The organism is Streptomyces sp. NPDC043685, from assembly GCF_056436585.1.
The window spans coordinates 85192-108430 of sequence record NZ_JBWKCH010000002.1 but is presented as its reverse complement, the minus strand read 5'-3'; the positions used below and the strand labels follow the sequence as shown (position 1 = coordinate 108430).

General features: G+C 72.5%; 17 protein-coding genes. 2 read left to right on the top strand and 15 right to left on the bottom strand.

Features of this window, described 5'->3' with window-relative positions:
- The first annotated feature begins 31 nt into the window (after positions 1 to 31).
- Complete coding sequence (locus AC0665_RS05170) at positions 32 to 1321, top strand: LAETG motif-containing sortase-dependent surface protein (RefSeq protein ID WP_478704454.1); 1290 nt, start codon at positions 32 to 34, stop codon at positions 1319 to 1321.
- A 10-nt stretch (positions 1322 to 1331) separates the two neighbouring features.
- Here the strand turns inward: AC0665_RS05170 and AC0665_RS05165 are convergent, their stop codons facing one another.
- The 7 genes from AC0665_RS05165 to AC0665_RS05135 all read right to left on the bottom strand — a co-directional run bounded on the left by AC0665_RS05165 (position 1332) and on the right by AC0665_RS05135 (position 11408).
- Positions 1332 to 2501 (bottom strand): SUKH-4 family immunity protein, encoded by a 1170-nt coding sequence (locus tag AC0665_RS05165; RefSeq protein WP_478704453.1) that lies wholly within the window; start codon positions 2499 to 2501, stop codon positions 1332 to 1334.
- Between the two features lie 334 nt (positions 2502 to 2835).
- On the bottom strand, positions 2836 to 5154 hold the full coding sequence (locus AC0665_RS05160) for a xanthine dehydrogenase family protein molybdopterin-binding subunit (RefSeq protein ID WP_363121970.1): 2319 nt from the start codon (positions 5152 to 5154) through the stop codon (positions 2836 to 2838).
- Entirely contained in the window at positions 5151 to 7547 is a 2397-nt protein-coding gene (locus AC0665_RS05155; protein ID WP_478704452.1) for a 2Fe-2S iron-sulfur cluster-binding protein, read from the bottom strand. Before AC0665_RS05155 ends, AC0665_RS05160 begins: the two co-directional genes overlap by 4 nt.
- On the bottom strand, positions 7544 to 8437 hold the full coding sequence (locus AC0665_RS05150; RefSeq protein WP_468409658.1) for an FAD binding domain-containing protein: 894 nt from the start codon (positions 8435 to 8437) through the stop codon (positions 7544 to 7546). Before AC0665_RS05150 ends, AC0665_RS05155 begins: the two co-directional genes overlap by 4 nt.
- A 259-nt stretch (positions 8438 to 8696) precedes the next feature.
- Positions 8697 to 10319 carry a beta-N-acetylhexosaminidase gene (locus AC0665_RS05145; protein WP_478704451.1) on the bottom strand — a complete coding sequence of 541 codons (1623 nt, stop codon included), beginning with the start codon at positions 10317 to 10319 and terminating at the stop codon, positions 8697 to 8699.
- Positions 10320 to 10524: 205 nt separating this feature from the next.
- A complete protein-coding gene (locus AC0665_RS05140) occupies positions 10525 to 10806 on the bottom strand; it encodes a DUF3039 domain-containing protein (protein ID WP_010039914.1) in 282 nt (93 codons plus the stop codon).
- A gap of 29 nt (positions 10807 to 10835) precedes the next feature.
- On the bottom strand, positions 10836 to 11408 hold the full coding sequence (locus AC0665_RS05135; protein ID WP_352119173.1) for a YqgE/AlgH family protein: 573 nt from the start codon (positions 11406 to 11408) through the stop codon (positions 10836 to 10838).
- A gap of 252 nt (positions 11409 to 11660) precedes the next feature.
- Between AC0665_RS05135 and murA the strand changes: the two genes are divergently transcribed.
- On the top strand, positions 11661 to 13001 hold the full coding sequence (gene murA / locus AC0665_RS05130; RefSeq protein WP_356445774.1) for a UDP-N-acetylglucosamine 1-carboxyvinyltransferase: 1341 nt from the start codon (positions 11661 to 11663) through the stop codon (positions 12999 to 13001).
- Positions 13002 to 13160: 159 nt separating this feature from the next.
- Here the strand turns inward: murA and AC0665_RS05125 are convergent, their stop codons facing one another.
- The 8 genes from AC0665_RS05125 to AC0665_RS05090 all read right to left on the bottom strand — a co-directional run bounded on the left by AC0665_RS05125 (position 13161) and on the right by AC0665_RS05090 (position 23131).
- Positions 13161 to 13442 carry an HU family DNA-binding protein gene (locus tag AC0665_RS05125; RefSeq protein ID WP_003990598.1) on the bottom strand — a complete coding sequence of 94 codons (282 nt, stop codon included), beginning with the start codon at positions 13440 to 13442 and terminating at the stop codon, positions 13161 to 13163.
- 339 nt (positions 13443 to 13781) lie between these two features.
- On the bottom strand, positions 13782 to 15215 hold the full coding sequence (locus AC0665_RS05120) for an NAD-dependent malic enzyme (RefSeq protein WP_363122182.1): 1434 nt from the start codon (positions 15213 to 15215) through the stop codon (positions 13782 to 13784).
- 342 nt (positions 15216 to 15557) lie between these two features.
- Positions 15558 to 17855, bottom strand: coding sequence for a HelD family protein (locus AC0665_RS05115; RefSeq protein ID WP_478601886.1), 2298 nt, complete (start codon positions 17853 to 17855; stop codon positions 15558 to 15560).
- 125 nt (positions 17856 to 17980) lie between these two features.
- A complete protein-coding gene (locus tag AC0665_RS05110) occupies positions 17981 to 18808 on the bottom strand; it encodes an anti-sigma factor family protein (protein WP_468409665.1) in 828 nt (275 codons plus the stop codon).
- The gene (locus AC0665_RS05105; RefSeq protein WP_010039908.1) at positions 18808 to 19329 is read right to left on the bottom strand and encodes a sigma-70 family RNA polymerase sigma factor; all 522 of its coding nucleotides are present in this window, start codon (positions 19327 to 19329) and stop codon (positions 18808 to 18810) included. Before AC0665_RS05105 ends, AC0665_RS05110 begins: the two co-directional genes overlap by 1 nt.
- A gap of 352 nt (positions 19330 to 19681) precedes the next feature.
- Positions 19682 to 20275 carry a CGNR zinc finger domain-containing protein gene (locus AC0665_RS05100; protein WP_478704450.1) on the bottom strand — a complete coding sequence of 198 codons (594 nt, stop codon included), beginning with the start codon at positions 20273 to 20275 and terminating at the stop codon, positions 19682 to 19684.
- Positions 20276 to 20478: 203 nt separating this feature from the next.
- Positions 20479 to 21630: a uroporphyrinogen-III synthase gene (locus tag AC0665_RS05095; protein WP_468409669.1), complete on the bottom strand. Its 1152-nt coding sequence runs from the start codon at positions 21628 to 21630 to the stop codon at positions 20479 to 20481.
- A gap of 115 nt (positions 21631 to 21745) precedes the next feature.
- A complete protein-coding gene (locus tag AC0665_RS05090; protein ID WP_468409671.1) occupies positions 21746 to 23131 on the bottom strand; it encodes a nitrate/nitrite transporter in 1386 nt (461 codons plus the stop codon).
- Between the last annotated feature and the right edge of the window lie 108 nt (positions 23132 to 23239).

Below are 23239 nucleotides of genomic sequence, written 5' to 3'. Positions count from 1 at the left end.
CAACCCCGAGCCCCCTTCAGGTGTCCAGGACATGACCGGTAGCGGACGCTCCGGTCGTCGTGCCTGCGGGCCGACGAGGAAACCCGACGAGGAGAACACCGTGCACCTCCGCCCCTCGGCAGCCGTCCTGGCCGCTGCCGTGATCGCCGTCGCCGGTCCCGCTGTCGCCGCGCCCCTGGCGCACGCGGAGGAGGGCGGGCCGGACCTGGTCGTGTCCGCGCTGCCGAGCGCGACGCCCGAGCCGGGCGAGGTGTACGACAAGTCCGTCACCCTCACCAACAAGGGCACGGCCGCCGTGGACGGGGTCACCTTCCGGGTGCGTCTGACGCGGGGGCTGGACTTCCCCGAGCAGGTGAAGGGCTGCACCTACTCGACGGTCCAGGACAAGGTGCGGCAGGCGGTCTGTGAACTCGACACGGTCATCGAGCCCGGTGCCTCCGTCACCACGCCCGTCCGGTTCAAGGCGCTGGACAGTGCCCTGATGGAGGCCGTCGAGTACGGCACGGGCGCGAGCGGTGAGGCGCCAGGTGAGGGGTTCGACGACAGCTACCGGCGGCTGACCCTGACCGCGGACAACACCGCCGACCTCGTCGCGGTCGGTGAGTCGACCGAGGCGCTGGCCGGTGATAAGCAGTCGGTCACGGCGACCTTGCGCAACGACGGCCCCGGCTGGGTGCGGAACCAGGAGAGCGACGACCTCCCGGCGCTGCTGGTGCAGATCCCGCCGGGCACCGTTGCCGTGGGTGTGCCGAAGGACTGCGCGCCGTTCGGGATCGACGGCCCCAGCGCGCCGCGGGGGACCACGGGCAAGCCGAAGTACGTCTGCTGGCCGCAGGACGGGACCCTCGACGTCGGTCAGTCCCTCCTGTACACCTTCACGCTGAAGATCAAGGAGTCGGCGCAGGACACCGAGGGCCAGGTGAAGGCGTCGTCCGTCTACGACATCGCTCCGGTGTACGACAAGAACCGCGCCAACAACACCGCCCTGATCAGCATCGACCTGCCGAGCGACTACGAGCCCGAGCCGAGCCCCTCGGACGGCGCCGACGGTGGCTCCGGCGACGGCGGGAACGGCAACGACCCGGAGGGCCAGGCCGCCGGCGGCACGGGCGTCACGGCGTCCCCCTCGGAGTCGTCCTCGACCGGCACCACGACGGGTGGCTCCACCGGCACCACGACCAACGGCACCACGGGCGGCAACCTCGCCACCACCGGCTCCGACGGCACCCCGCTCCTCGCCGGTGCGGCTGCCGCCGCCGCGGTGATCGGCGGCGGCCTGGTCTTCGTCGTACGCCGCCGCACCGCCTCCACGTCGGCCTGACGGCAGCCCGTCAGAGCACGCCGCCCGCCTCGTCCTGGAAGGCGTCCGTCCAGTAGTGGCGGACCGAACGGCCGTTGGCGGTCGCACCCGTCGGGTCGACCGTCGACAGGACCTGAAGCATCGTCATGGCCAACTGGTCGTAGGTGTCGGTCGTCAGCTCGTGTGACGACCCGGCGTCTATCGCGCGCTCGCGGTGCAGCAGCCAGAGGGTGAAGGCGAGGGTCGACACGTCCGTGTTGAGCGGGTGGAGCGTCGCCTCGGGCTCGCTCCAGTCGAGGACCGCGCCCGTCGCCCCGTCGATGACCAGGCTGTTGTCCTCGACCAGATGCCCGAGGCGGATCAGACGGTGGGCCCCGGCGGGCAGTCCGGCCGGGGCGGCGGCGTCGGCGTGGTACTCGGCGAGCGTCGCCAGGGGGACGTCCGTGTCCAGGGAGAAGACGTGAGCGTCCTCGGGCAGGCCCACCTCGCGCAGGAAGCGACGGGTCGGCTCGTGGGTGAGGGCCGCGGGGAAGTCGACGTCCTCGAAGCGCGCCACCTTGCCGGGGCCGAACTCCTGGTCCAGGAGGCGGTGCGGGAGGTCCAGGGAGAGGCCGGACGCGCCGCCGCGGCCCGCCACCAGGGACAGCGGGCGGATCAGGGCCGCCATCTTCCAGAACGGAGCCGGTTCGCCGTCCGCGCCGTCCCGGAACACCGCCAGCAGGTGCTGGGACGCCTCCGCCACCGCCTTGAGGCCGTAGCGGCCCGCGTAGGAGGCGAACTGACCGCGCAGGCCCGCCAGTTCGTCCGTGGCCTCCGCGAAGCGCACCAGCGTACGCAGCGAGGGGGCCAGAGGGCGGCGGTCCATCAGGCCGGGGCGGTCGTGCGAGACGTACGTCGTGGAGATCTCGCCCGTCGCGCCGTCCAGCAGGACCGATTCGGTCTCCAGGCCGACCGGGCCCAGCAGTCCGCCTATCACCAGCTGCTCGCGCAGCTCGGCCGGGAGGAGGTCGTCCGGGTCGCCGGTGGAGTCGGCGACCGTGCGCAGGCCCTCGCGACTCAGCTCCGCGAAGCTCAGCACACCGCTGTCGCAGGGCAGTCCGGGGCCGGTCAGCCAGTGCCGTGTGGACGCGTGCGTCACCCACGGGTCCAGCTCGGACTCACTCAGGGTGATCACCGCGGAACCGGCGTCGGTCGTACTCATGGGCTCCCCCGCATGCGCTCGCTCACCGTCCCCTGGCGGAGCACGGCAGACCGCCCGGCGCAGCCCGGCAGCCTTTCCCCACTGCCCGGAACAGTACGCCCCACCACTGACAACGCCCCGGAACAGCGACGCGCGCCGACGACCGCGCCGCGTCACCCCGTCAGACGCTCCGAGCACCCTCGCGCGTTCCCTCGCCGCCGCATCCGCTCCGGTCTCCGGCGCACCGCCGGTTCCGCCGCGCCCCGGACCGAAGCCCGACACGCGCCCCACGGCCCGCGACCCACGGCACACAACGCATGGCTCACGGCTCACGCCCCACGGCACCGAGCGGTCCTCAGGCCCGTTCGGTGACCACCGCGGCCTGGGGGCGGATCGGGAGGCGGTTCACCGGGCGGCCCGTCGCGGCGCGGACGGCGGACGCCACGGCCGCCGGGGACGTCACCACCGGCACCGCGCTGACCGCCTTGGCCCCGAAGGGGGCGACCACGTCCCGTTCCTCGACCAGCCGGACGATGCGGATGTCGGGCGCGTCGAGGGCGGTCGGCAGGGCGTAACCCGTCAGGTCGGGGTGGCGGATCAGGCCGCGCGGCGTGCGGAGGTTCTCCGTGAGCGCGATGCCCACGCCCTGGGTGACACCCCCCTCGATCCGGGCGGCGAGCTGGGCGGGGTTCAGGACGCGGCCCACGTCCTGGGCGACCGCCAGCTCCACGACCCGCACGGAACCGATCTCGATGTCGACGTCCACCACCGCGCGGATCGCGCAGAAGGCCATGCCCACGAAGGCGTCGCCCTGGCCGGTCTCGTTCAGCGGCTCGGTCGGGTGCGGGCGGCACTGGGCGGTGGCCCACAGCTCCTTGCCGTCCAGCGCTTCGGTGACGGTCGTGGACAGGACCCCGTCGTACGACGTGATCTTGCCGTCGGTGATCTGGAGCAGCTCCGTCGACATACCGAACTTGTGGGCGAGCGGCTGAAGGAGCTGGGTGCGGACCATCTTGGCCGCGCGCTCCACCGCGCCGCCCGAGACCCAGGTGTGCCGGCCGCGGCACCCCGCGCCCGCCGGGGGCTGATCGGTGTCGACCGGCGCCACGTGCACCTCGTCGATGCCGAGCGTCTCCTGGACGATCTGCCGGGCCAGCGTCGTGAAGCCCTGGCCGGTCTCGACGGCCGCGCACAGCACCGTCGCGACACCGTCGTGGACCTTCACGGTCGCCGTGGAGACCTCGTCGGCGCCCTCCGCGCCGAGCATGTGCACCATGCCCACGCCGTAGCCCACGCCCCGGCGCACCGCGCCCGGCTCGCCCGCGCCCTCGGGGCCGCCGGGCAGCAGCCACTCGTCCTCGGGGGTGTCCTTGGGCAGCGGCGGGAGGGGGAAGTCCCGGACCGCCTGGAGCAGTTCGGCGACGGGGGCCGGGCAGGTCACCGTCTGGCCGGTCGGCAGCACGTCGCCGGTCGCCAGGGCGTTGCGCAGCCGCACTTCGGCCGGGTCGAGGCCGAGCTTCTTGGCGATCTTGTCCATCTGCGCCTCGTAGGCGGCGCAGACCTGCATGGCGCCTTCACCGCGTACGTGGCCGGACGGAGGGTTGTTGGTGCGTACGGCCCAGCCTTCGATGAAGGCGTTCGGGACGACGTAGGGGCCGCAGGCGAACGCGACGGCGGCGGCCAGGGCCTCGGAGGAGGTGTCGGCGTAGGCGCCCGCGTCGAGCAGGATCTGCGCCTCGACCTTGACGAGTCTGCCCTCGCCGTCGGCGTGGTGGCGGTAGCGCAGCAGGGTGGGGTGCCGGTGGACGTGGCCGAGGAAGGACTCCTCGCGCGTGGCGGTGAGTTTCACCGGGCAGCCGGTGCGCAGCGCCAGCAGGCCGAGCGGAAGCTGGAAGCCCTGGTCCTCGCGGTCGGCGGTGGCGCCGGGGACGCCGGTCACGACGACCTTGACGCGCTCGGGCTCCAGGCCCAGGGCGGCGGCGGCCGCGTCACGGTCGGCGTGCGGGTCGGTGGAGGCGAGGTACAGCTCCACGCCGCCGTCCGGGCGCGGCACGGCCAGGCCCGCCTCGGCGCCGATGGGCGCGGGGTCCTGGCGGCCGATGCGGTAGAGGCCCTCGACGACGATCTCGCCGGCCGCCTCCGGGTCGCCGTGGCGCAGCGGGATGTGCCGGATCAGGTTGCCGTCGGGGTGCAGCGGCTCGGCCTCGAAGGCCTGCTCCGGGTCGGTCACCGGGTCGAGCACCTCGTACTCGACGATGACGGCGGCGGCCGCCATGCGCGCGGTGTCCGGGTGGTCGGCGGCGACGGCGGCGATGGGCTCGCCGTGGTGGCGTACGACCTCGGAGGCGAAGACCGGGCGGTCGGCCGTGCCGCGGCCGTGCAACGGGGCGCCGGGGATGTCCTCGTGGGTGACGACGGCGCGGACGCCGGGCATCTCGCGCGCGTGGCTGGTGTCGATGGACAGGATGCGCGCGTGCGGGTGCGGGGAGCGCAGCACGGCCGCCCACAGCAGGCCCTCGGCCCACAGGTCGGCGGCGTACGGGAAGGTGCCCTCGGTCTTGGCGCGGGCGTCGGCGGGCGGGAGCGAGGCGCCGATGCCGTGCGGAAGCGGTTCCGGGGCGGGGGCGGCCTCCGCGGCCTGTGCGGCCTGGGCGGTGGCTGCTTCGTTGCTCACGCGGGGCCTCCGTCCTGGCCGTAGGGCTGGTCATGCGGTTCCGGGGAGTGCGGTTCCGGGTGGTGCGGTTGAGGGGGCGCCCCGAAGGCCGAGGCGTTCACGCCACCGGCGCCCGGGCCGGCCTGGTGCGGGATGCGGGCCTCGTCGCCGGAGCCGTCGGCGGGCGCGGCGTGGGCCTCGCGTTCGGCGACGACTTCCTTGACGGCGTCGACCACGCCCCGGTACCCGGAGCAGCGGCACAGGTTGCCGCACAGGGCCTGGCGGGTCTCCAGCTCGGTGGGCGCCGGGTTGCCCTCCAGCAGGTCATGCACGGTCATCGCCATGCCCGGGACGCAGAAGCCGCACTGCACGGCGCCGCAGCGCGCGAGCGCCCGCTGCACGTCCGACGGCTGCCCGTCCTCGGCCAGGCCCTCGACGGTGCGGACCTCGCTGCCGGCGGCGGTCACGGCCGGGACGAGGCAGGACGCCACTAGGCGCCCGTCGACCTGGACGTTGCAGGCGCCGCACTCGCCCTGCGAGCAGCCGTCCTTGGCGCCCGCGAGTCCGAGCCGCTCGCGCAGCACGTACAGCAGGGACTCGCCGATCCAGGCGTCGCCGACGGGGCGGTCGGCGCCGTTGACGCGCAGGACGTAGGAGGCGAGCGGGTGTTCCTCCTGGGGGGCGGTGCCGGAGGCGGCATCGGACGGGGCGTCCGTGGTGCCGCCCGGGCCGGCCGCCGGGTCCTCGCCGGGACCGGGGTCGGCCGGGCTCTCGCCGTCGGCGGCCTCCGGACCGGTACCGGCGTCCGCGTCGATGTCCGCGTCCGCCGGGGCCTGCCCGGCAGCGGGCTCGGAGGGGCTGTCGGCGGCTTCCGGGGCCTCAGGAGCGTCCTGTGCGGGCTCGGCGGCCTCACCGGCCCCGGGGGCCGCCTGTGAGGCTTCCCGGGCCTCCTGGGCGCCCTGAGCGTCCTCGGCGTCCTGCGGGAGCGCGGCGGCTTCCTGGTGTGCTTCCGGGCCGGGCTCCCGCGGGTGGGGGCCGGGGGCCTCCTCGTACGACTCGTACGACGGCTCGGGCGCGTGGTCGGCGGGCGACGGATGACCGTCGGGGCCTGGCGCCTCCGGGGCGTGCCCTGCGAAGTCGGCGGGGTCGGCAGCGTGGTCGAAGCCGGCGGACTTCGGGCCGTGGTCGTCGAAGCCGGCGGACTGCGGCCCGTGTTCGGCGAACTCGGCGTACGCGGCCGCCTCGGGCCGGTCCTGGTCGGCATGGGCGGAAGGTGCCGCCGGGTGTCCGGCCGCCCCGAGGGCCTCCGGCGCGTACTCCGACGGCCGGGGCGCGACACCGGCACCGGCACCGTGCGTCTCCGGCCCGTGCCCGGCGGTCCCCGACGACTCCGGGGCATGACCGAACTCCCCCGGCCCGTGCCCGGTGTCCTCGTGCGGCCCGGGTGCGTACTCCGACGGCTGGGCTGCGACACCGGCGCCGTGCGTCTCCGGCCCGTGCCCGGCGGTCCCCGACGGCTCCGGGGCGTGACCGAACTCCCCCGGCCCGTGGGCGTCCCGCGGGTGGCCGGCGTCGTCCGGGCCCGTCTCCCGCGGCAGCGGCCCGGCCTGCTGCCCGGGCGCGTACTCGGCGGCCGGTCCGGCCTCGCCCTGCTGCCCGTGGCCGTGGCGCGGTTCGTGCCCGAACTCGTGGGGGTGGCCCGGCTGCTCGTGCCCGGCCGTGTCCTGCTGCCCCCACGGCGCCCCCGCGGCCTGTGTCGCCCAGGGCGCGGGCGCGCCGCCCGGCAGCGTGGCCGGCGGGGTGCCGCCCCACTGCTCGACCAGCGAGGACGTGGTGAACTCACCCGACTCGTCGGGAAGGTCGCCCCCGGCGACGGGGATGGACCACTGCCCTGTCACGTCGTGGCCGGGCGCGGCTTCGGCGGCCGCGGCCTCCTCGAAGTGCCACTGCCCGGTCGCCGCCGGGTTGTACGTGAACCGGTCGTCCCCGGTGGTCCGGCCCGCGCCCGCGCCGGAGCCGTAGGGCGTCCCGGGGTCGTACGGCGCGTCGGAGCCGTAGGGCTGCCCGGGCACGTCGTGGCCGTGCTGGTGCGCGCCGTGCTCGTGACCCTGCTGCTGGTGCGCGGCGTTCGGGTCGTGCCACTGCGCCCCGTCGACCGGCGCGCCCGGGACCGGCCACGCGCCCGTGGCGGCCGGGTCGGTGCCGGCGGTCGCCGCGGGGCTGACCGTTATCTGCGGCGGCACGTAGCCGTGGCCGGGCGCGGCGAGGGGGCTGTCGGCGGCGAGCAGGGCGTCGACGCCTCCCTCGGGGAGTTCGACGAAGGCCGTGGCGCCGTCGTCGTACTCGCCCTGTGGCAACGGGTCCCAGCGGCTGCCGCCCCGGGGCGTGCCCTCTCCGTGCTGGTCGTCGGTCACGACAGCGCCCTCCCCAGTGCTCGTCGGGCCAGCGCGGCGACGGTGCGCCGCAGGTGCAGAACGGCGGGCGGGAGCTGCGCGACCGAGCCGTCCTCGGCCGGCGCCGCGTCGGGGATGCAGGCCGCGGCGACGTACTCACCGAAGGCGCTCAGGGCCTCCGGGACGAGCGCGCGGTTGTTGTCCCAGTCGATGAGGCTGCCGACCCACTGCTCGGCCTCCAGGGGCCGCAGCGGCATCGGCGCTATGGCGCCCACCGCGCAGCGCACACCCCGGCGCGCGGGGTCCAGGACCAGGGCCACGGACGCCACCGCGCGCCCCGGGCCGGTCCGGCCGGTCGCCTTCAGGAAGACCTGCGGGGCGTGCAGCAGCGGCACGCGCACGTAGCCGATGAGTTCACCGGCGCGCAGCATGTCCACCCCGGCCAGCAGGTGCGACACGGGGATCTCCCGGCGGGCCCCGCCCGGACCCGCGATGATCAAGGTCGCTTCCAGGGCGGCCAGCACCGGCAGCGCGTCCCCGGTGGGGGCGGCCGAGGCGATGTTGCCGCCCAGGGTGCCCGCGTTGCGGATGTGCGGCGGGCCCGCGGCGCGCGCGGCGGCGGCGAGCGCCGGGATCAGGGCCGCGAAGTCGGGGCGGCCCATGCGCGCGTGCGTGAGGCCGGCGCCGAGCAGCGCGTGGCCGTCCAGGTACTGCCAGCCGCGGATCTCGCTGATGCGTCCGAGTCCCACCAGGGCGGCGGGCCTGAGCTGCCCGGAGTTGACGGCGGCCATCAGGTCGGTGCCGCCCGCGACGGGCACGGCGGCGGGCACCGCGGTGAGTGCCGCGACGGCCTCGTCCAGCGTCGTGGGCAGCGTGACGGCCTGCGCCGCCTGCGGTGCGTGCGTGGTCAAACCGGCTGCCCCTTCCCGCTGCCCCACCTGGTCCCACCTGTGCTGCCGTACGGTACGTGCTGACAGGGCGGACGTGGCAACTCTGGCACATCTTGGCGAGAGCCGAGGACACGGGTCCACTAGGAGGCATTCGCCCACCTCACCGGCGAGATGGTCCGTTTTCGCACAGGTTCAGCAGTGCATGCCGATTGGCACTTTCGGTGACCCTTGTGCGCTTTTTCCGTGGCCTGTTCGAGCTGTTCGGTCACGAGGGGCGCGCCTACCGGTTCGGCGGCGGGCCCTCGATCGGGCGACCCAGGACCCCGGGACGCCGCTGCCAGGGCAGCGGGCCCGTGGGAGGCCGGTAGGCCACGCCCAGGGCGTCGAGCCGCCGGTAGTGGGCGGTCATACGGCGCTGGAAACCGGCGAAGTCCCGGTCCGCCGGGGCCGGCAGGGCGCTCCAGGCGACCTCCGCGAAGGCCGCGAGGCGGGGGAACGCCTGGTAGTCCACGCGCGCCTGGTCCTCCATCACCTCGGTCCACAGGTTGGCCTGGGTGCCCAGCACGTGCCGGGCCTCCTCGGGCGTCAACTCCGGCGGCACCGGCTCGAACCGGTAGACGTCCTCCAGGGTGCGCACCCACCCGATCGGTACCGGCTCGTCGGGGCCCGGGTCCTGACGGTGGTCCAGGTACACGTGCTGCTGGGGGCACATGACGACGTCGTGGCCGGCCCGGGCGGCGGCGACACCCCCGGCGCGGCCCCGCCAGGAGGACACGGCCGCGCCCTTCGCCAGACCGCCCTCCAGGATCTCGTCCCAGCCGATCAGACGCCGCCCGCGCGCGGAGAGCCACGCGTCGAAGTGCCCGATGAACCAGGACTGGAGCTCGTCCTCGTCCGCGAGCCCCAGTTCGCGCATGCGCGCCTGGGCGGTGGCCGACCTCCGCCACTGCTCCTTGGGGCATTCGTCGCCGCCGATGTGGACGAACTCCGAGGGGAACAGGGCGAGCACCTCTTCGAGGACGCCCTCGTAGAAGCGCAGGGTGGTGTCGGTGGGGGCGAGGACGTTCGGGTTGATCCCCCAGGTGTCCCAGACGGTGAGGGCGGTGGTGTCGATGACGTCGGTGTTGCCGAGTTCCGGGTACGCGGCGATGGCGGCCTGCGAGTGGCCCGGTACGTCGATCTCGGGGACGACGGTGATGTGCCGCTCGGCGGCGTAGGCCACGATCTCCCGGATGTCGTCCTGGGTGTAGTGGCCGCCGTGCGGCTTGTCCTCCCACAAGGGGGAGGCCCGGTGGCCGGTTTTCGTGCGGGCGCGCCAGGAGCCGATCCCGGTCAGCCGGGGATGCCGCTCGATCTCGATGCGCCAGCCCTGGTCGTCCGTCAGGTGGAAGTGGAAGACGTTGAGTTTGTGCGCCGCCAGCAGATCGAGGAAACGCAGCACGCCGTCCTTGGGCATGAAGTGCCGGGCGACGTCGAGCATCGTGCCGCGCCAGCGGAATCGGGGGGCGTCCTCGATCGTCAGGTACGGCACGGTCCAGGCGCGGTCGCGGTCGATCGGGGCCCTGCGGCAGGCGTCGGGGCCGAGGAGCTGCCGCAGCGTCTGGGCACCCCAGAAGACCCCGGCCGCGTCACCGCCCTCGATGAGGACACCGGAGCCGTCGCTGACGAGGCGGTACTCCTCGGGGCCGAGGCCGGGGTCGCGGCGCAGTCCGATGCCGCCCTCGGCCTCGCCGAGCTCCCGCGCCTCGCGCAGCGGCAGGCCGGTGGCCTGCCGGAAGGCGGTGCTCAGCCAGTGGGCGACGCCCTCGGTCGCGGTGTCCGCGTAGAGCCGGGAGAGGCGCGTCAGCCGCAGCTCACCGGTGCCTGTGACGACGCTGCGGGGTTGCGGAATCAATTGGCTCACGTCAGTCGCAGCTTCATGGAGTCACCCTCCGGCGAGATGGTTGCAACATGCGCAATGACGGTTTCGCTATGCACAACACCTCGGAGGCTAGGGCCCGCGGGAACAGGCCACAAGAGGTCTGAACCACGCGGTGGCCCCGGACAGCACAAAAGCCCCCAGGGCACGTGAAGCGTGCTCCGGGGGCTTCACGCCCCGCGGGCCGGGCCTACTTGTCGCCCTTGCCCTTGTCGTCGTCGCCGGAGCCCATGGACTCGTAGATCTCCTTGCACATGGGACACACGGGGTACTTCTTCGGGTCGCGGCCCGGCACCCAGACCTTGCCGCACAGCGCCACGACGGGAGTGCCGTCGAGGGCGCTCGCCATGATCTTGTCCTTCTGGACGTAATGGGCGAAGCGCTCGTGGTCACCGTCACCGTGGGAGGTCTGCGGCGTCGGCTCAACGAGGGTCCCCGTACCAGTCCCGCGCTCGGGCTCGAGAGTGCTCATAGGGCCAAGGGTACTGAAGCTCACAGGCATCAGTTGAGCGAAGGGTCGTCCGGGTAGGTCGCGACCATCGCCAGCTCGCTGCGCTGGCGCCGCAGCACCTCGCGCCAGAGCCGCTCGGGGGACGGGGAGGAGACGTCACCGGGCTCCGACTCGACGACGTACCACGCGCCGTCCACCAGCTCGTCCTCCAGCTGGCCCGGGCCCCAGCCGGCGTACCCGGCGAAGATGCGCAGCGAGCCGAGGGCGGAGGCCAGCAGCTCCGGCGGGGCCTCCAGGTCGACCAGTCCGATCGCGCCGTGCACCCGCCGCCAGCCCAGCGGGGCGGCCTCGCCGGACGCGCCGCCGGGGACGACCGCGACGCCGAGGGCGGAGTCCAGCGACACCGGGCCGCCCTGGAAGACGACACCCGGCTCCACGGCGAGATCTCCCCAGCCCTCCAGGATGTCGCCCACGTCCACCGGGGTGGGGCGGTTGAGGACGACACCGAGGGAGCCCTCCTCGTCGTGGTCGAGGAGCAGCACCACCGCACGGTCGAAGTTCGGGTCCGCCAGGGCGGGGGTGGCCACGAGCAACCGCCCTGTGAGCGAGGACACCTCGGTCATGGCAGACATGATCCCGCATCTTGCCTCGGCATGGGGAGCCAATACGGGGAGACCCGTGCACGCAGCTCAGGGCGCACCGAAGCGTTGTACGCGCACGGAAGGAGCGGTGACCCCATGTGCCCGGCACGGAACCGTTCGTGTTGTGACAGAGCTATGACGTGGCTGGGTCCTGCTCAGGCTTACAGAAGGGGGGCGGTGGGCGATTACCCTTTCCCTCCTGGCCCCTGCCCGACTCCATGGAACGCGAGATTCATGACCGTCAACGACGATGTCCTGCTTGTCCACGGCGGAACCCCGCTGGAGGGCGAGATCCGTGTCCGCGGTGCGAAGAACCTCGTACCGAAGGCCATGGTCGCAGCGCTGCTGGGCAGCGCTCCGAGCCGGCTCCGCAATGTTCCGGACATCCGCGACGTCCGAGTCGTACGGGGTCTGCTGCAGCTGCACGGTGTGACGGTCCGTCCGGGTGACGAGCCCGGCGAACTGGTGATGGACCCGACCCGCGTGGAGAGCGCGAACGTCGCCGACATCGATGCCCACGCCGGTTCGAGCCGTATCCCGATCCTGTTCTGCGGCCCGCTGCTGCACCGCCTCGGCCACGCGTTCATCCCCGGCCTCGGCGGCTGCGACATCGGCGGCCGGCCCATCGACTTCCACTTCGAGGTGCTGCGGCAGTTCGGCGCGACCATCGAGAAGCGCGCGGACGGCCAGTACCTGGAGGCGCCGCGGCGGCTGCGCGGCACCAAGATCCAGCTGCCCTACCCCTCCGTCGGCGCGACCGAGCAGGTCCTGCTGACGGCCGTCCTCGCCGAGGGTGTCACCGAGCTCTCGAACGCGGCCGTCGAGCCGGAGATCGAGGACCTCATCTGCGTCCTGCAGAAGATGGGCGCCATCATCGCGATGGACACCGACCGGACGATCCGCGTCACCGGTGTGGACAAGCTCGGCGGCTACAACCACCGCGCCCTGCCGGACCGCCTCGAGGCCGCCTCCTGGGCGTCGGCGGCGCTGGCGACCGAGGGCGACATCTACGTCCGCGGCGCCCAGCAGCGCTCGATGATGACGTTCCTGAACACCTACCGGAAGGTGGGCGGGGCGTTCGAGATCGACGACGAGGGCATCCGCTTCTGGCACCCCGGCGGGCAGCTGAAGTCCATCGCGCTGGAGACGGACGTGCACCCGGGCTTCCAGACCGACTGGCAGCAGCCGCTGGTGGTCGCCCTGACCCAGGCCACGGGCCTGTCCATCATCCACGAGACGGTCTACGAGTCCCGCCTCGGCTTCACGTCCGCCCTGAACCAGATGGGCGCGCACATCCAGCTCTACCGCGAGTGCCTGGGCGGCTCGAACTGCCGCTTCGGCCAGCGCAACTTCCTGCACTCGGCGGTCGTCTCCGGCCCGACCAAGCTTCAGGGCGCGGATCTGGTCATCCCCGACCTGCGCGGCGGTTTCTCGTACCTGATCGCGGCGCTGGCGGCCCAGGGCACGTCCCGCGTCCACGGCATCGGCCTCATCAACCGCGGCTACGAGAACTTCATGGAGAAACTCGTGGAGCTGGGCGCGAAGGTCGAACTGCCCGGCAAGGCACTCGGGTAGTTCCGTATCGCACACGCCGAGGGGCGGCCACCTGATTCCAGGTGGCCGCCCCTCGGCATTTCCGTACGGCTCTGCGTGGCGCGCCCCTCAGGGGCGCGGGGAACTGCGCGACCGGCCACAGGCGGTCCGCAGTTGCCCACGGCGCACGCGAGGGGCCGCTTACTTGCCCTTGGCGGCTTCCTTGAGCTTCGAGCCCGCGGAGACCTTCACGCTGTAACCGGCGGGGATCTGGATGGGCTCGCCGGTCTGCGGGTTGCGGGCGGTGCGAGCGGCACGGTGGGTGCGCTCGAAGGTCAGGAAGCCGGGGATGGTGACCTTCTCGTCGCCCTTGGAGACGATGTCGCCGACGACGTCGGCGAACGCGGCCAGCACGGCGTCGGCGTCCTTGCGGGTCACCTCGGCGCGGTCGGCCAGCGCGGCCACCAGCTCACTGCGGTTCATGTTGTTACTCCCGTGTTCATCTTGCCGTTGAGGCGTCAGATCGAAGCCGATGCTGCCAGGGTCCTGTGTGAGTCCCCGGACCCGGGTCCGTCGTCAGACCCTCGCGCCCAGGGACGCATCCTGCCTCTACCTGCGGCGGGAAAGCCAATCCGGCACCCGCAGGAGTCGTGAGAACACCCTTGGGGAGTCACACGAAAAGAGGGCCTGAGCCTGGCGCCACGATAGCTGCGCTGCTGACAGGGGTCGTGCGACGCGCCGGGTTCCCGGCGGCCGTGGGGTTACTCACAGTCCGCGGATCCGGCGCCCCGGGCCCCCAGGCGGGCCCGGGCGGCCTGGGCCTCAGACGCCGGCCGTGCTGCCCGCCGTCGCGCCGGCCGCCTTGGCGGCGTCCCGGACGGCACCGGCGACCGCACCCGCGACCTTGTCGTTGAAGACGCTCGGAATGATGTAGTTCGGGTTCAGCTCGTCCTCGGTCACCACGTTCGCGAGAGCCGTGGCGGCGGCGAGCATCATCTCGGTGTTGACCGTCCGCGACTGCGCGTCCAGCAGGCCGCGGAAGACGCCCGGGAAGACCAGCACGTTGTTGATCTGGTTCGGGAAGTCGGAGCGGCCCGTGGCGACAACGGCGGCCGTCTGACGGGCGATTGCCGGATCGACCTCGGGATCCGGGTTCGCGAGCGCGAACACGATCGCGCCGTCGGCCATGGCGGCCACGTCGTCGCCGTCGAGGACGTTCGGGGCCGAGACGCCGATGAAGACGTCGGCGCCGCGCACGGCCTCCTTGAGGGTGCCCGTGAGGCCCTCGGGGTTGGTGTTGTCGGCGATCCAGCGCAGCGCCGAGTCCGGGGCGGCGTCCACCAGGTCCTCGCGGCCCGCGTGCACGACTCCGTGGATGTCGGCGACGACGGCGTTCTTGACGCCCGCGGCGAGCAGCAGCTTCAGGATGGCCGTACCGGCCGCCCCGGCGCCGGACATGACGACACGGATGTTCTCGATCGCCTTGCCCGCGACGCGCAGCGCGTTGGTCAGCGCGGCGAGGACGACGATCGCGGTGCCGTGCTGGTCGTCGTGGAAGACCGGGATGTCGAGGGCCTCGCGCAGCCGGGCCTCGATCTCGAAGCAGCGCGGGGCGGAGATGTCCTCCAGGTTGATGCCCGCGAAGCCCGGGGCGATCGCCTTGACGATCTCGACGATCGCGTCGGTGTCCTGGGTGTCGAGGCAGATCGGCCAGGCGTCGATGCCGGCGAACCGCTTGAAGAGGGCCGCCTTGCCCTCCATGACGGGCAGCGCGGCCTTGGGGCCGATGTTGCCCAGGCCCAGCACGGCGGAGCCGTCCGTCACGACCGCAACGGAGTTGCGCTTGATGGTGAGCCGGCGGGCGTCCTCGGGGTTCTCGGCGATCGCCATGCAGACGCGGGCCACACCGGGCGTGTAGACCATGGAGAGGTCGTCACGGTTGCGGATGGGGTGCTTCGACGCCATCTCGATCTTGCCGCCGAGGTGCATGAGGAAGGTCCGGTCCGAGACCTTGCCCAGGGTGACGCCCTCGATGCCGCGGAGTTCCTCGACGATCTCGTCCGCGTGCGCGGTCGACGTCGCCGCGATGGTGACGTCGATGCGGAGCTTCTCGTGACCGGACGCGGTGACGTCGAGGCCGGTCACCGAGCCTCCGGAGGACTCCACGGCGGTGGTGAGCTGCGAAACGGCGGTTCCGCTCGCGGGCACCTCCAGCCGGACCGTCATCGAGTAGGAGACGCTGGGCGCCGTTGCCATGGCCGACTTCCTCTGCTTTCACCTGACGCTGAGTTGTGCCGTCCGATCGTCGCACCTACCGCTGAGTAGCAGGTAGCCGCCCTCGATTGCGAACGTTTTGTTCGCGGAACGAGGGGCGAGGGGCCGGAAAAAAGAGACCCACGTCACGTGGACGTGGGTCTCTTTCTCAAGTAAGTGGCACCGACCCGCCATGCTCGCCTCGCGGCAAGTGGTCGCTCGTAGCGACGAAGGTTGGGCCCGGGGGCTTGGATCGAGCCGGTGCCACGTCCAGGCTAACAAACAGATCCCGTAAGGCCATTCCCGTACCGGTAGTTCATTTCGCCGGCAAGTGGGTATCGGGCCTCAGTCCCTGAGCAGATCCGGTACTCCCGCCGCGTCGGGCTCGTCCCGGTCCGCCGAGACGACCGTCAGCTGCTGGGTGGCGCGGGTCAGCGCGACGTACAGGACACGCAGGCCGGCCGGGGACTCGTCGGCGATCTCCGCCGGGGAGACCACGACCGTCGCGTCGTACTCCAGGCCCTTCGCCTCCAGGCTGCCCAGTGCCACGACCCGGTCGCCGAGACCGGCGAGCCAGCGGCGTGCCTCCTCGCGGCGCTGCATGGCGACGACCACGCCGACCGTGCCGTCGACCCGCTCCAGCAGCCGGGCCGCTTCGTCGCGGGCGGTCGCGCCCAGCGTGTCCTGCACGACGGTGAAGCGGGGCTCGACCCCGGTGGAGCGGACCGCCTTCGGCGACACCGAGCCGGGCATGGCGAGGGCGAGGACCTTCGCGGCCAGTTCGGCGATCTCGGCCGGGTTGCGGTAGTTCACGGTGAGTTCGAAGCGGCGGCGCGGGCGGCTGCCGAGGGCCTCGTCGCGCGCCTCGGCCGCCTCGTCCGGGTCGGACCAGGAGGACTGGGCCGGGTCGCCCACGACCGTCCAGGTGGCGTGCCGGCCGCGGCGGCCGACCATGCGCCACTGCATCGGGGTGAGGTCCTGGGCCTCGTCGACGATGACGTGGGCGTACTCCACGCGCTCCTGGGCGAGGCGCTCGGCGCGCTCGCGCTGCGTCTCCTCGCGCACCGGCATCAGCTCCTCCAGGCCGGTGAGCTGGTCGAGCGGGTCGAGTTCGCGCTTCTTGCGGGGGCGGGCCGGGGCGCCGAGGACGGCCTGGAGCTCGTCGAGCAGGGCGATGTCGTGCACCGAGCGGCCCTCGCGCTTGAGGGAACGGGCGACCTTGCGGACCTCGCCGGGGTTCAGGATGCGCCGGGCCCAGCGGCCGAGGCGGCGTTCGTCGGCCATGGCGTCCAGGACGGCCGCCGGGGTCAGCTCCGGCCACCAGGCGTCGAGGAAGGCGATGAAGGCGTCCTCGGAGGTGATGTCCTCGTCGAAGGAGGAGCGCAGCTCCGCCGCGAGCTCCGGGTCGCTGTGCCGGCCGGCCGCGCCCGACCGCTCCCACAGGGCGTCCAGCAGGAGCTTGCGGGCGCGGGGGCGCAGCAGGTTGACCGGGGCGGTGCCGCCGAGGGCGGCGCGGCGGATGCCGTCCAGCTCCCCGGCCTCCAGTTCCAGGCGGCGGCCGAAGGCGACCACGCGCAGCCGGGCCGGTGGGTCGTTCAGCTCCAGGGCGCCGCGCGCGGCCTTCCGCAGCACCCTCAGCATGCGGGAGGACCCCTTGGCGCGGGCCACGGACGGGGAGTCGTAGAGCGTCGCCTCGGCTCCCTCGACCAGGGAGCCGATGGCGCGGATGGCGACTTGGCCCTCCTCGCCGAGCGAGGGCAGCACGCCCTCGGTGTAGGCGACGAGCAGCGGGGTGGGCGAGACGATCAGGATGCCGCCGGCGTAGCGGCGCCGGTCCTGGTAGAGGAGGTAGGCGGCGCGGTGCAGGGCGACGGCGGTCTTGCCGGTGCCCGGGCCGCCCTCGACGTACGTCACCGAGGCGGCGGGGGCGCGGATGACCAGGTCCTGCTCGGCCTGGATGGAGGCGACGATGTCGCGCATGGTGTGGCCGCGGGCCTGCCCGAGCGCGGCCATCAGGGCGCCGTCGCCGATGACGGGCAGTTCCTCGCCGTCGAGGTACGCCGTCAGCTCGGGGCGCATCAGGTCGTCCTCGACGCCCAGCACCCGGCGGCCCTTGGAGCGGATCACGCGGCGGCGGACGACGCGGCCGGGGTCGACCGGGGTGGAGCGGTAGAACGGGGCCGCCGCGGGGGCCCGCCAGTCGATGACCAGCGGCGCGTAGTCCTGGTCGAGGACGCCGATACGGCCGATGTGCAGGGTCTCGGCGATGTCGGCGGTGGCGTCGGGGCGTACGGCGCCCTCCGCCGGCTCGATCGCGGTGTACGCCCCGTCGGGTCCCTTCTTGCCGTCCTTGCCGGTCAGCAGGTCGATACGGCCGAAGAGGAAGTCCTCGAACTCGTTGTTGAGCCGGCTGAGGTGGATGCCCGCGCGGAAGACCTGGGCGTCCCGCTCGGCCAGTGCGCCGGGGGTGCCGACCTGGCCGCGCCGGGCCGCGTCCTGCATGAGGAACTCCGCCTCGTGGATCTTCTCCTCGAGGCGCCGGTACACCCGGTCCAGGTGTTCCTGTTCGACGCGGATCTCCCGGTCACGAACCGAGTCGTGTACCGAACCGACCGCGTCTTGTCTGTGAGCCTGAGCGGCCACCGGGCCCCCTTCTGACGTGCTGGGCAGCCGTCAACCGTACGCGAAGGGGGCCCCTCGAAGCTACGGGCCGGCGGCAGGCGCGGGAGCTGTTGCCCCGATGGCGCCCGCCGTACGGCCGAACAGTCCTACGCGTCGACCTCGACCAGCCGCTTGCCGTCGAAGGTGACGACCTCGAAGTGGTCGATCTGGTTCGGGTCGAACGCGGCGCCGCCCTGGACGTACAGCGGCTGCTTGGCCTTCTCGGTCTCGGCGTCGGGGAGGCCGTAGCCCCACTCCGGGACGGACCAGGAGGACAGGGTCTCGCGCTCGCCGTTCTTGCCGACCGCGACGAGGGCGCACTTGAGCGGGCCCTTGACGTTCTTGATCTCGGTGACCACGCCCGTCCCCCAGTCCTTCTTCTGGAGGGCGACCGTCGCGGTGACCTTGGTGGTCGGGTCGGTGGCCGAGATCTTGTCGGAGATGCCGTCGAAGGCCTCCTTGGCGGGGCTCGCGGCGAGCGGGCGGTTCTCCGAGCCGCCGCTGTCGCCGCCGTTCGTCGCGACCGCGACGAAGGGGCCGCCGATGATCAGCGCACCGGCCGCGGCCACCATGTAGAAGCTGCGGCGGCGCTTCTGGGCGCGGCGGTCGGCGACCTCGTCGACCAGCTTCTCGACCAGGCGCGGGCGGGGCTTCGCGGACAGCGACTCGCCGATCGCCGGTGTGCTGCCGGAGCCGGGCAGGTCGGCGAGGGCGGCGAGCATGGGCTCCATGCCGGCCAGTTCGTCGAGCTGCTGGGCGCACCATTCGCAGGTCGCGAGGTGGGCCTCGAACGCGGTGGCCTCGGCGTCGTCGAGGATGCCCAGGGCGTAGGCGCCGACGGTCTCGTGTTCGTTCGGCACCGGAGATTCCTGCATGGGTCCAGACATACCCATGCCTCCCGTACCGAATCCCTGATTACCCCCGTAAACACTCATCACGCCGTCACCCCCCGCTCCTCCAGTGCCAGCTTCATCGAACGCAGGGCGTAGAACACCCTGGAGCGGACGGTGCCGCTGGGTATGCCCAGGGTCTCGGCCGCCTCGTTGACGGTACGCCCCTTGAAATACGTCTCGACGAGCACCTCCCGGTGGGCGGGGGTCAGGTCGTCGAGTGCGTCCGACAGAGTCATCAGCCACAGCGCCTTGTCGATCTCGTCCTCCGCGGGGATGACCTCCAGCGGCGACGGGTCGACCTCCTGCGGCCGGGCCTGCCGGCTGCGGTGGCCGTCGATGACGATGCGCCGGGCGACCGTCACCAGCCAGGGGCGTACCGATCCGGTCGCCCGATTGAGCTGACCGGCGTTCTTCCAGGCACGGATGAGCGTCTCCTGCACGACGTCCTCGGCGCGCTGCCGGTCTCCGGCGACCAGGCGCAGGACGTATGCCAGCAGGGGTCCGGCGTGTTCGCGATAGAGCGCACGCATCAGCTCCTCGTCGGGTTCCGAGGGCTGGGACATGCGATGTCGGGCCCTCGGTGCTCGTTCATTGGCCACGACGGAATCCTTGCGCACGCCCACCTCCGATGTCCGGGGGTTCCCCCAGTCGGTCGCTCCACAAGCCGTACGGACGGGAGCTGTTGGGCGTTCAAAGAGAGGTGACAGTTTTCTTCCGAGTGACGTGACGAGGTGGACATGGGTGCACATTCCCACCCCGCGTTCTTTACATTTCCGCCACATCGGCCAGATCAAGCCAGGCCTTCCCTACGGTGGCGTAGGTAAACGGCATGTAATCGAAATCACTTTGCTGTCGCGGTCTCAGAAGTCGCATTTAGGACAGGGGAATTGAGTGCACGGACCACTCAATTCCGTTTCAGGTGCGGGCGAGTGCCGCGCGGCGGCGATGACGGGCGACGCGTTCGCGGTTTCCGCAGACCTCGCTGGAGCACCAGCGCCTCCTGCGCCCCCGGGAGGTGTCGAGGTACACGATGGGGCAGTTGTCGCCTTCGCACTGCCGCAGGGCCGCGCGGGCGGCGGGGTCGGTCAGCATCTCCACGGCGTCCCGGGCGACGGCCGCGAGCAGGGCGGCGCAGCCGGGCGGGGCGTCCAGCCGCCGCAGCAGCTGACCGTCGTCGCCGCGGACCGCGCGCGGGGCCGGGGGCGCGGTGCGGGCCAGGTCGTTGACGCGGGCCAGCGCGAGGTCGTACGCCGCCGCTCCCGGTCTCGGCCGGCAGCGCACCAACCGGTCGATCTGGTCGCGCAGTTCGCGGAAGGCGGGCAGCCAGCCGGTGTCGGCGTGGGCCAGGGCGGTGTCCGCCGGGACGAGTCCGGAGCCGGTGATCCAGGCGCGCAGCACGTCCACGGAGTCGAGCCGCTCCTCCGGGTGCGTGGTGGAGAGCAGGTCCAGACAGATCCGCCCGGCGTCGAAGCGCAGCTCGTACGGGGTCGTGACCGTACCCAGTGCCATGTGCCTGTCACCGCCTAGGGGTTCACCCCGGTCGCGAGGCTTCGGCGAGACGCCGTGAGAGAGCCGGGAAACCGTTCCCTCTTACAGTGCCTGCCCACGCCGACGCCGGAAACCCCTCGCGCACGCCTCACCCCGGCGCCCCGGGCAGGCCACCACCCGGCACCCTCACGTTCGGCCTGTTCGCGCTCAACCCCCGGGCGGGATCACGCGTCCGCGTACTTCGTCTCCGCGCTGGGGTCCAAGGCCAGGCGGTAGCCGCGTTTGACCACCGTCTGGATCAGCTTCGGGGTGCCGAGGGCCGTGCGGAGGCGGGCCATGGCCGTTTCCACCGCGTGTTCGTCGCGGCCCGACCCGGGAAGGGCACGCAGCAGGTCGGCGCGGGCGACGACCCAGCCGGGGCGGCGGGAGAGGGCCCGCAGCAGGGACATCCCGGCGGGCGGAACCGGTTTGAGGTCCCCGTCGACCAGGACGGCATGGCCGCGGATCTCCAGGCGGTGCCCGGCGACCGGGAAGGAGCGTGCCCGGGCGGGGAGTTCCTGGCAGAGGAGCTGGACGAGAGGGCCGAGCCGGAAGCGTTCGGGCTGGATCGTGTCGATGCCGCGGGACTGCAGGGGCAGCGCGGTGACCGGGCCCACGCAGGCCGGCAGCACGTCGTGGCCCAGTGCCGCCAGGACCTCGTCGAGCAGTCCGCGCTCCTTCGCCCGGGAGAGGAGCGAGGCCGCGGCCGGGGCGCTGGTGAAGGTGACCGCGTCCAGGGCCCGGGCGACCGTCGCGTCCAGCAGCCGGTCCACCGGCGTGATGTCCTCCGGCGGCATCCAGCGGTAGACGGGCACCCCGAGCACCTCGGCCCCGCCCTCCTCCAGTGCCTCCACGAACCCGGGCAGCGGCTCACCGTGCAGCTGGATCGCGATCCGCAGACCGTCGACGCCCTCCTCCAGCAGCCGGTCCAGCACCTCCGCCATGGACTCCGACGACGGCGACCACTCCTCCGTCAGTCCGGCGGCCCGCACCGCGCCCTTGACCTTCGGCCCGCGCGCCATGATCCGTACGCCGCCCAGCCGCGCCAGCAGCTCCTCGCCCAGCCCCCAGCCGTCGGCGGCCTCGACCCAGCCCCGGAAGCCGATCGCGGTCGTGGCCACGACGATGTCCGGCAGCCGCTCGATGATCTCCTTCGTCGCGGCCAGCAGTTCGCTGTCGTCGGCGAGCGGCACGATGCGCAGGGCGGGGGCGTGCAGGACGGCGGCTCCCCGTCGCTGGAGCAGCACCCCGAGCTCCTCGGCCCGGCGCGCGGCCGTCACTCCCACGGTGAAACCCGCCAGGGGTCCGTGGTCCGGTCGCTGTTCTTCCTCGTACATGGCTCTCGTCCCGCATCCAGTCGTCGTACTTCGTGGTACGGCGTACCTACATGCCGATCGAGCCTGTCAACGGCTCGTGACAGGCTCGGATCGGCGTGATGTCGCTGGTGTTACGTCACACCTCGGCGTAGCTGAGCTGCGGCTTCGCCTCCGAGGTCGCCGTGGTGGCGGGTACCCGGGGAGCCGTACGGCGAAGGTATACGGCCCATGTCACCACGAAGCAGACCGCGTAGAAGGCGAGGAAGGCGACGAACGCCCCGGTGCCCGAGCCGTAGGAGAGGAACGACTGACGGAAGGCCAGGTTGATGGCGACGCCCCCGAGCGCGCCCACCGCGCCGATCAGCCCCATGGAGGCCCCGGAGAGCCGCCGCCCGTACGCCGCCGCCTCCTCACCCGTCAGTCCCTTGGCCAGCGCCTTGTTCTGGAAGATGCCGGGGATCATCTTGAACGTCGAGCCGTTGCCGAGCCCGCTGAGCACGAACAGCACCACGAACGCCCCGGTGAACAGCGCCAGCGACTTCTCCATGGAGGCGCCGATCAGGACCGCCGTGGCGACGCCCATGGCGACGTAGTTCCACAGGCTGATCCGCGCGCCGCCGAAGCGGTCGGCGAGACGGCCGCCGACGGGCCGGATCAGGGAGCCGAGCAGCGGGCCGAGGAAGGTGACGTAGGCGGCCTCCAGCGGGGTCCGGCCGAACTGGTTCTGCAGGACCTGGCCGAAGGCGAAGCTGTAGCCGATGAAGGAGCCGAAGGTGCCGACGTAGAGGAGGGACATGATCCAGGTGTGGCCGTCCCGCGCGGCGTCCTTGGCGGCGCCGGTGTCGTTCTTGACGTTCTCCAGGTTGTCCATGAAGAGGGCGGCCATCACGGCGGCCACGACGATCAGCGGGATGTAGATCCCGAGCAGCACCCGCGGACCGCCGCCCGCGCCGATGATCGCCAGCGCGACCAGCTGCGCCACCGGCACCCCGATGTTGCCGCCGCCCGCGTTCAGGCCGAGCGCCCAGCCCTTCTTCCGCAGCGGGAAGAAGGCGTTGATGTTGGTCATGGAGGAGGCGAAGTTGCCGCCGCCGACACCGGCGAGCAGGCCGACCAGCAGGAACGTGGAGAACGAGGTCCCCGGCTCCATCACGGCGAACGCGGCGACGGTCGGGATCAGCAGCAGCGAGGCGGAGATGATCGTCCAGTTGCGTCCGCCGAAGATCGCCACGGCGAAGGTGTAGGGGACGCGGACGACGGCGCCGACCAGCGTGACCATCGAGGTCAGCATGAACTTGTCGGCGGGGGTCAGCCCGTACTCCGGGCCCATGAAGAGCACCAGCACGGACCACAGGGTCCAGATCGAGAAGCCGATGTGCTCGGAGAGCACGGAGAAGAACAGGTTCCGGCGGGCGACCTTCTCCCCGGTCTCCTTCCAGAACGTCTCGTTCTCGGGATCCCAGTGCCGGATCCAGCGTCCGCCCTTGCTCGGGGGTACGGGTGCCGTGCCAGGGCCTGTCATGACGCCTCCACTGTGCTCCGGGGCTCGGTCGTACTCGTGACTGATCCCGAAGGTAGGGAGGATGCGTTTCCTGTCTGTGGCAGTGAGTGACCGCGAGGGAACGTTGCT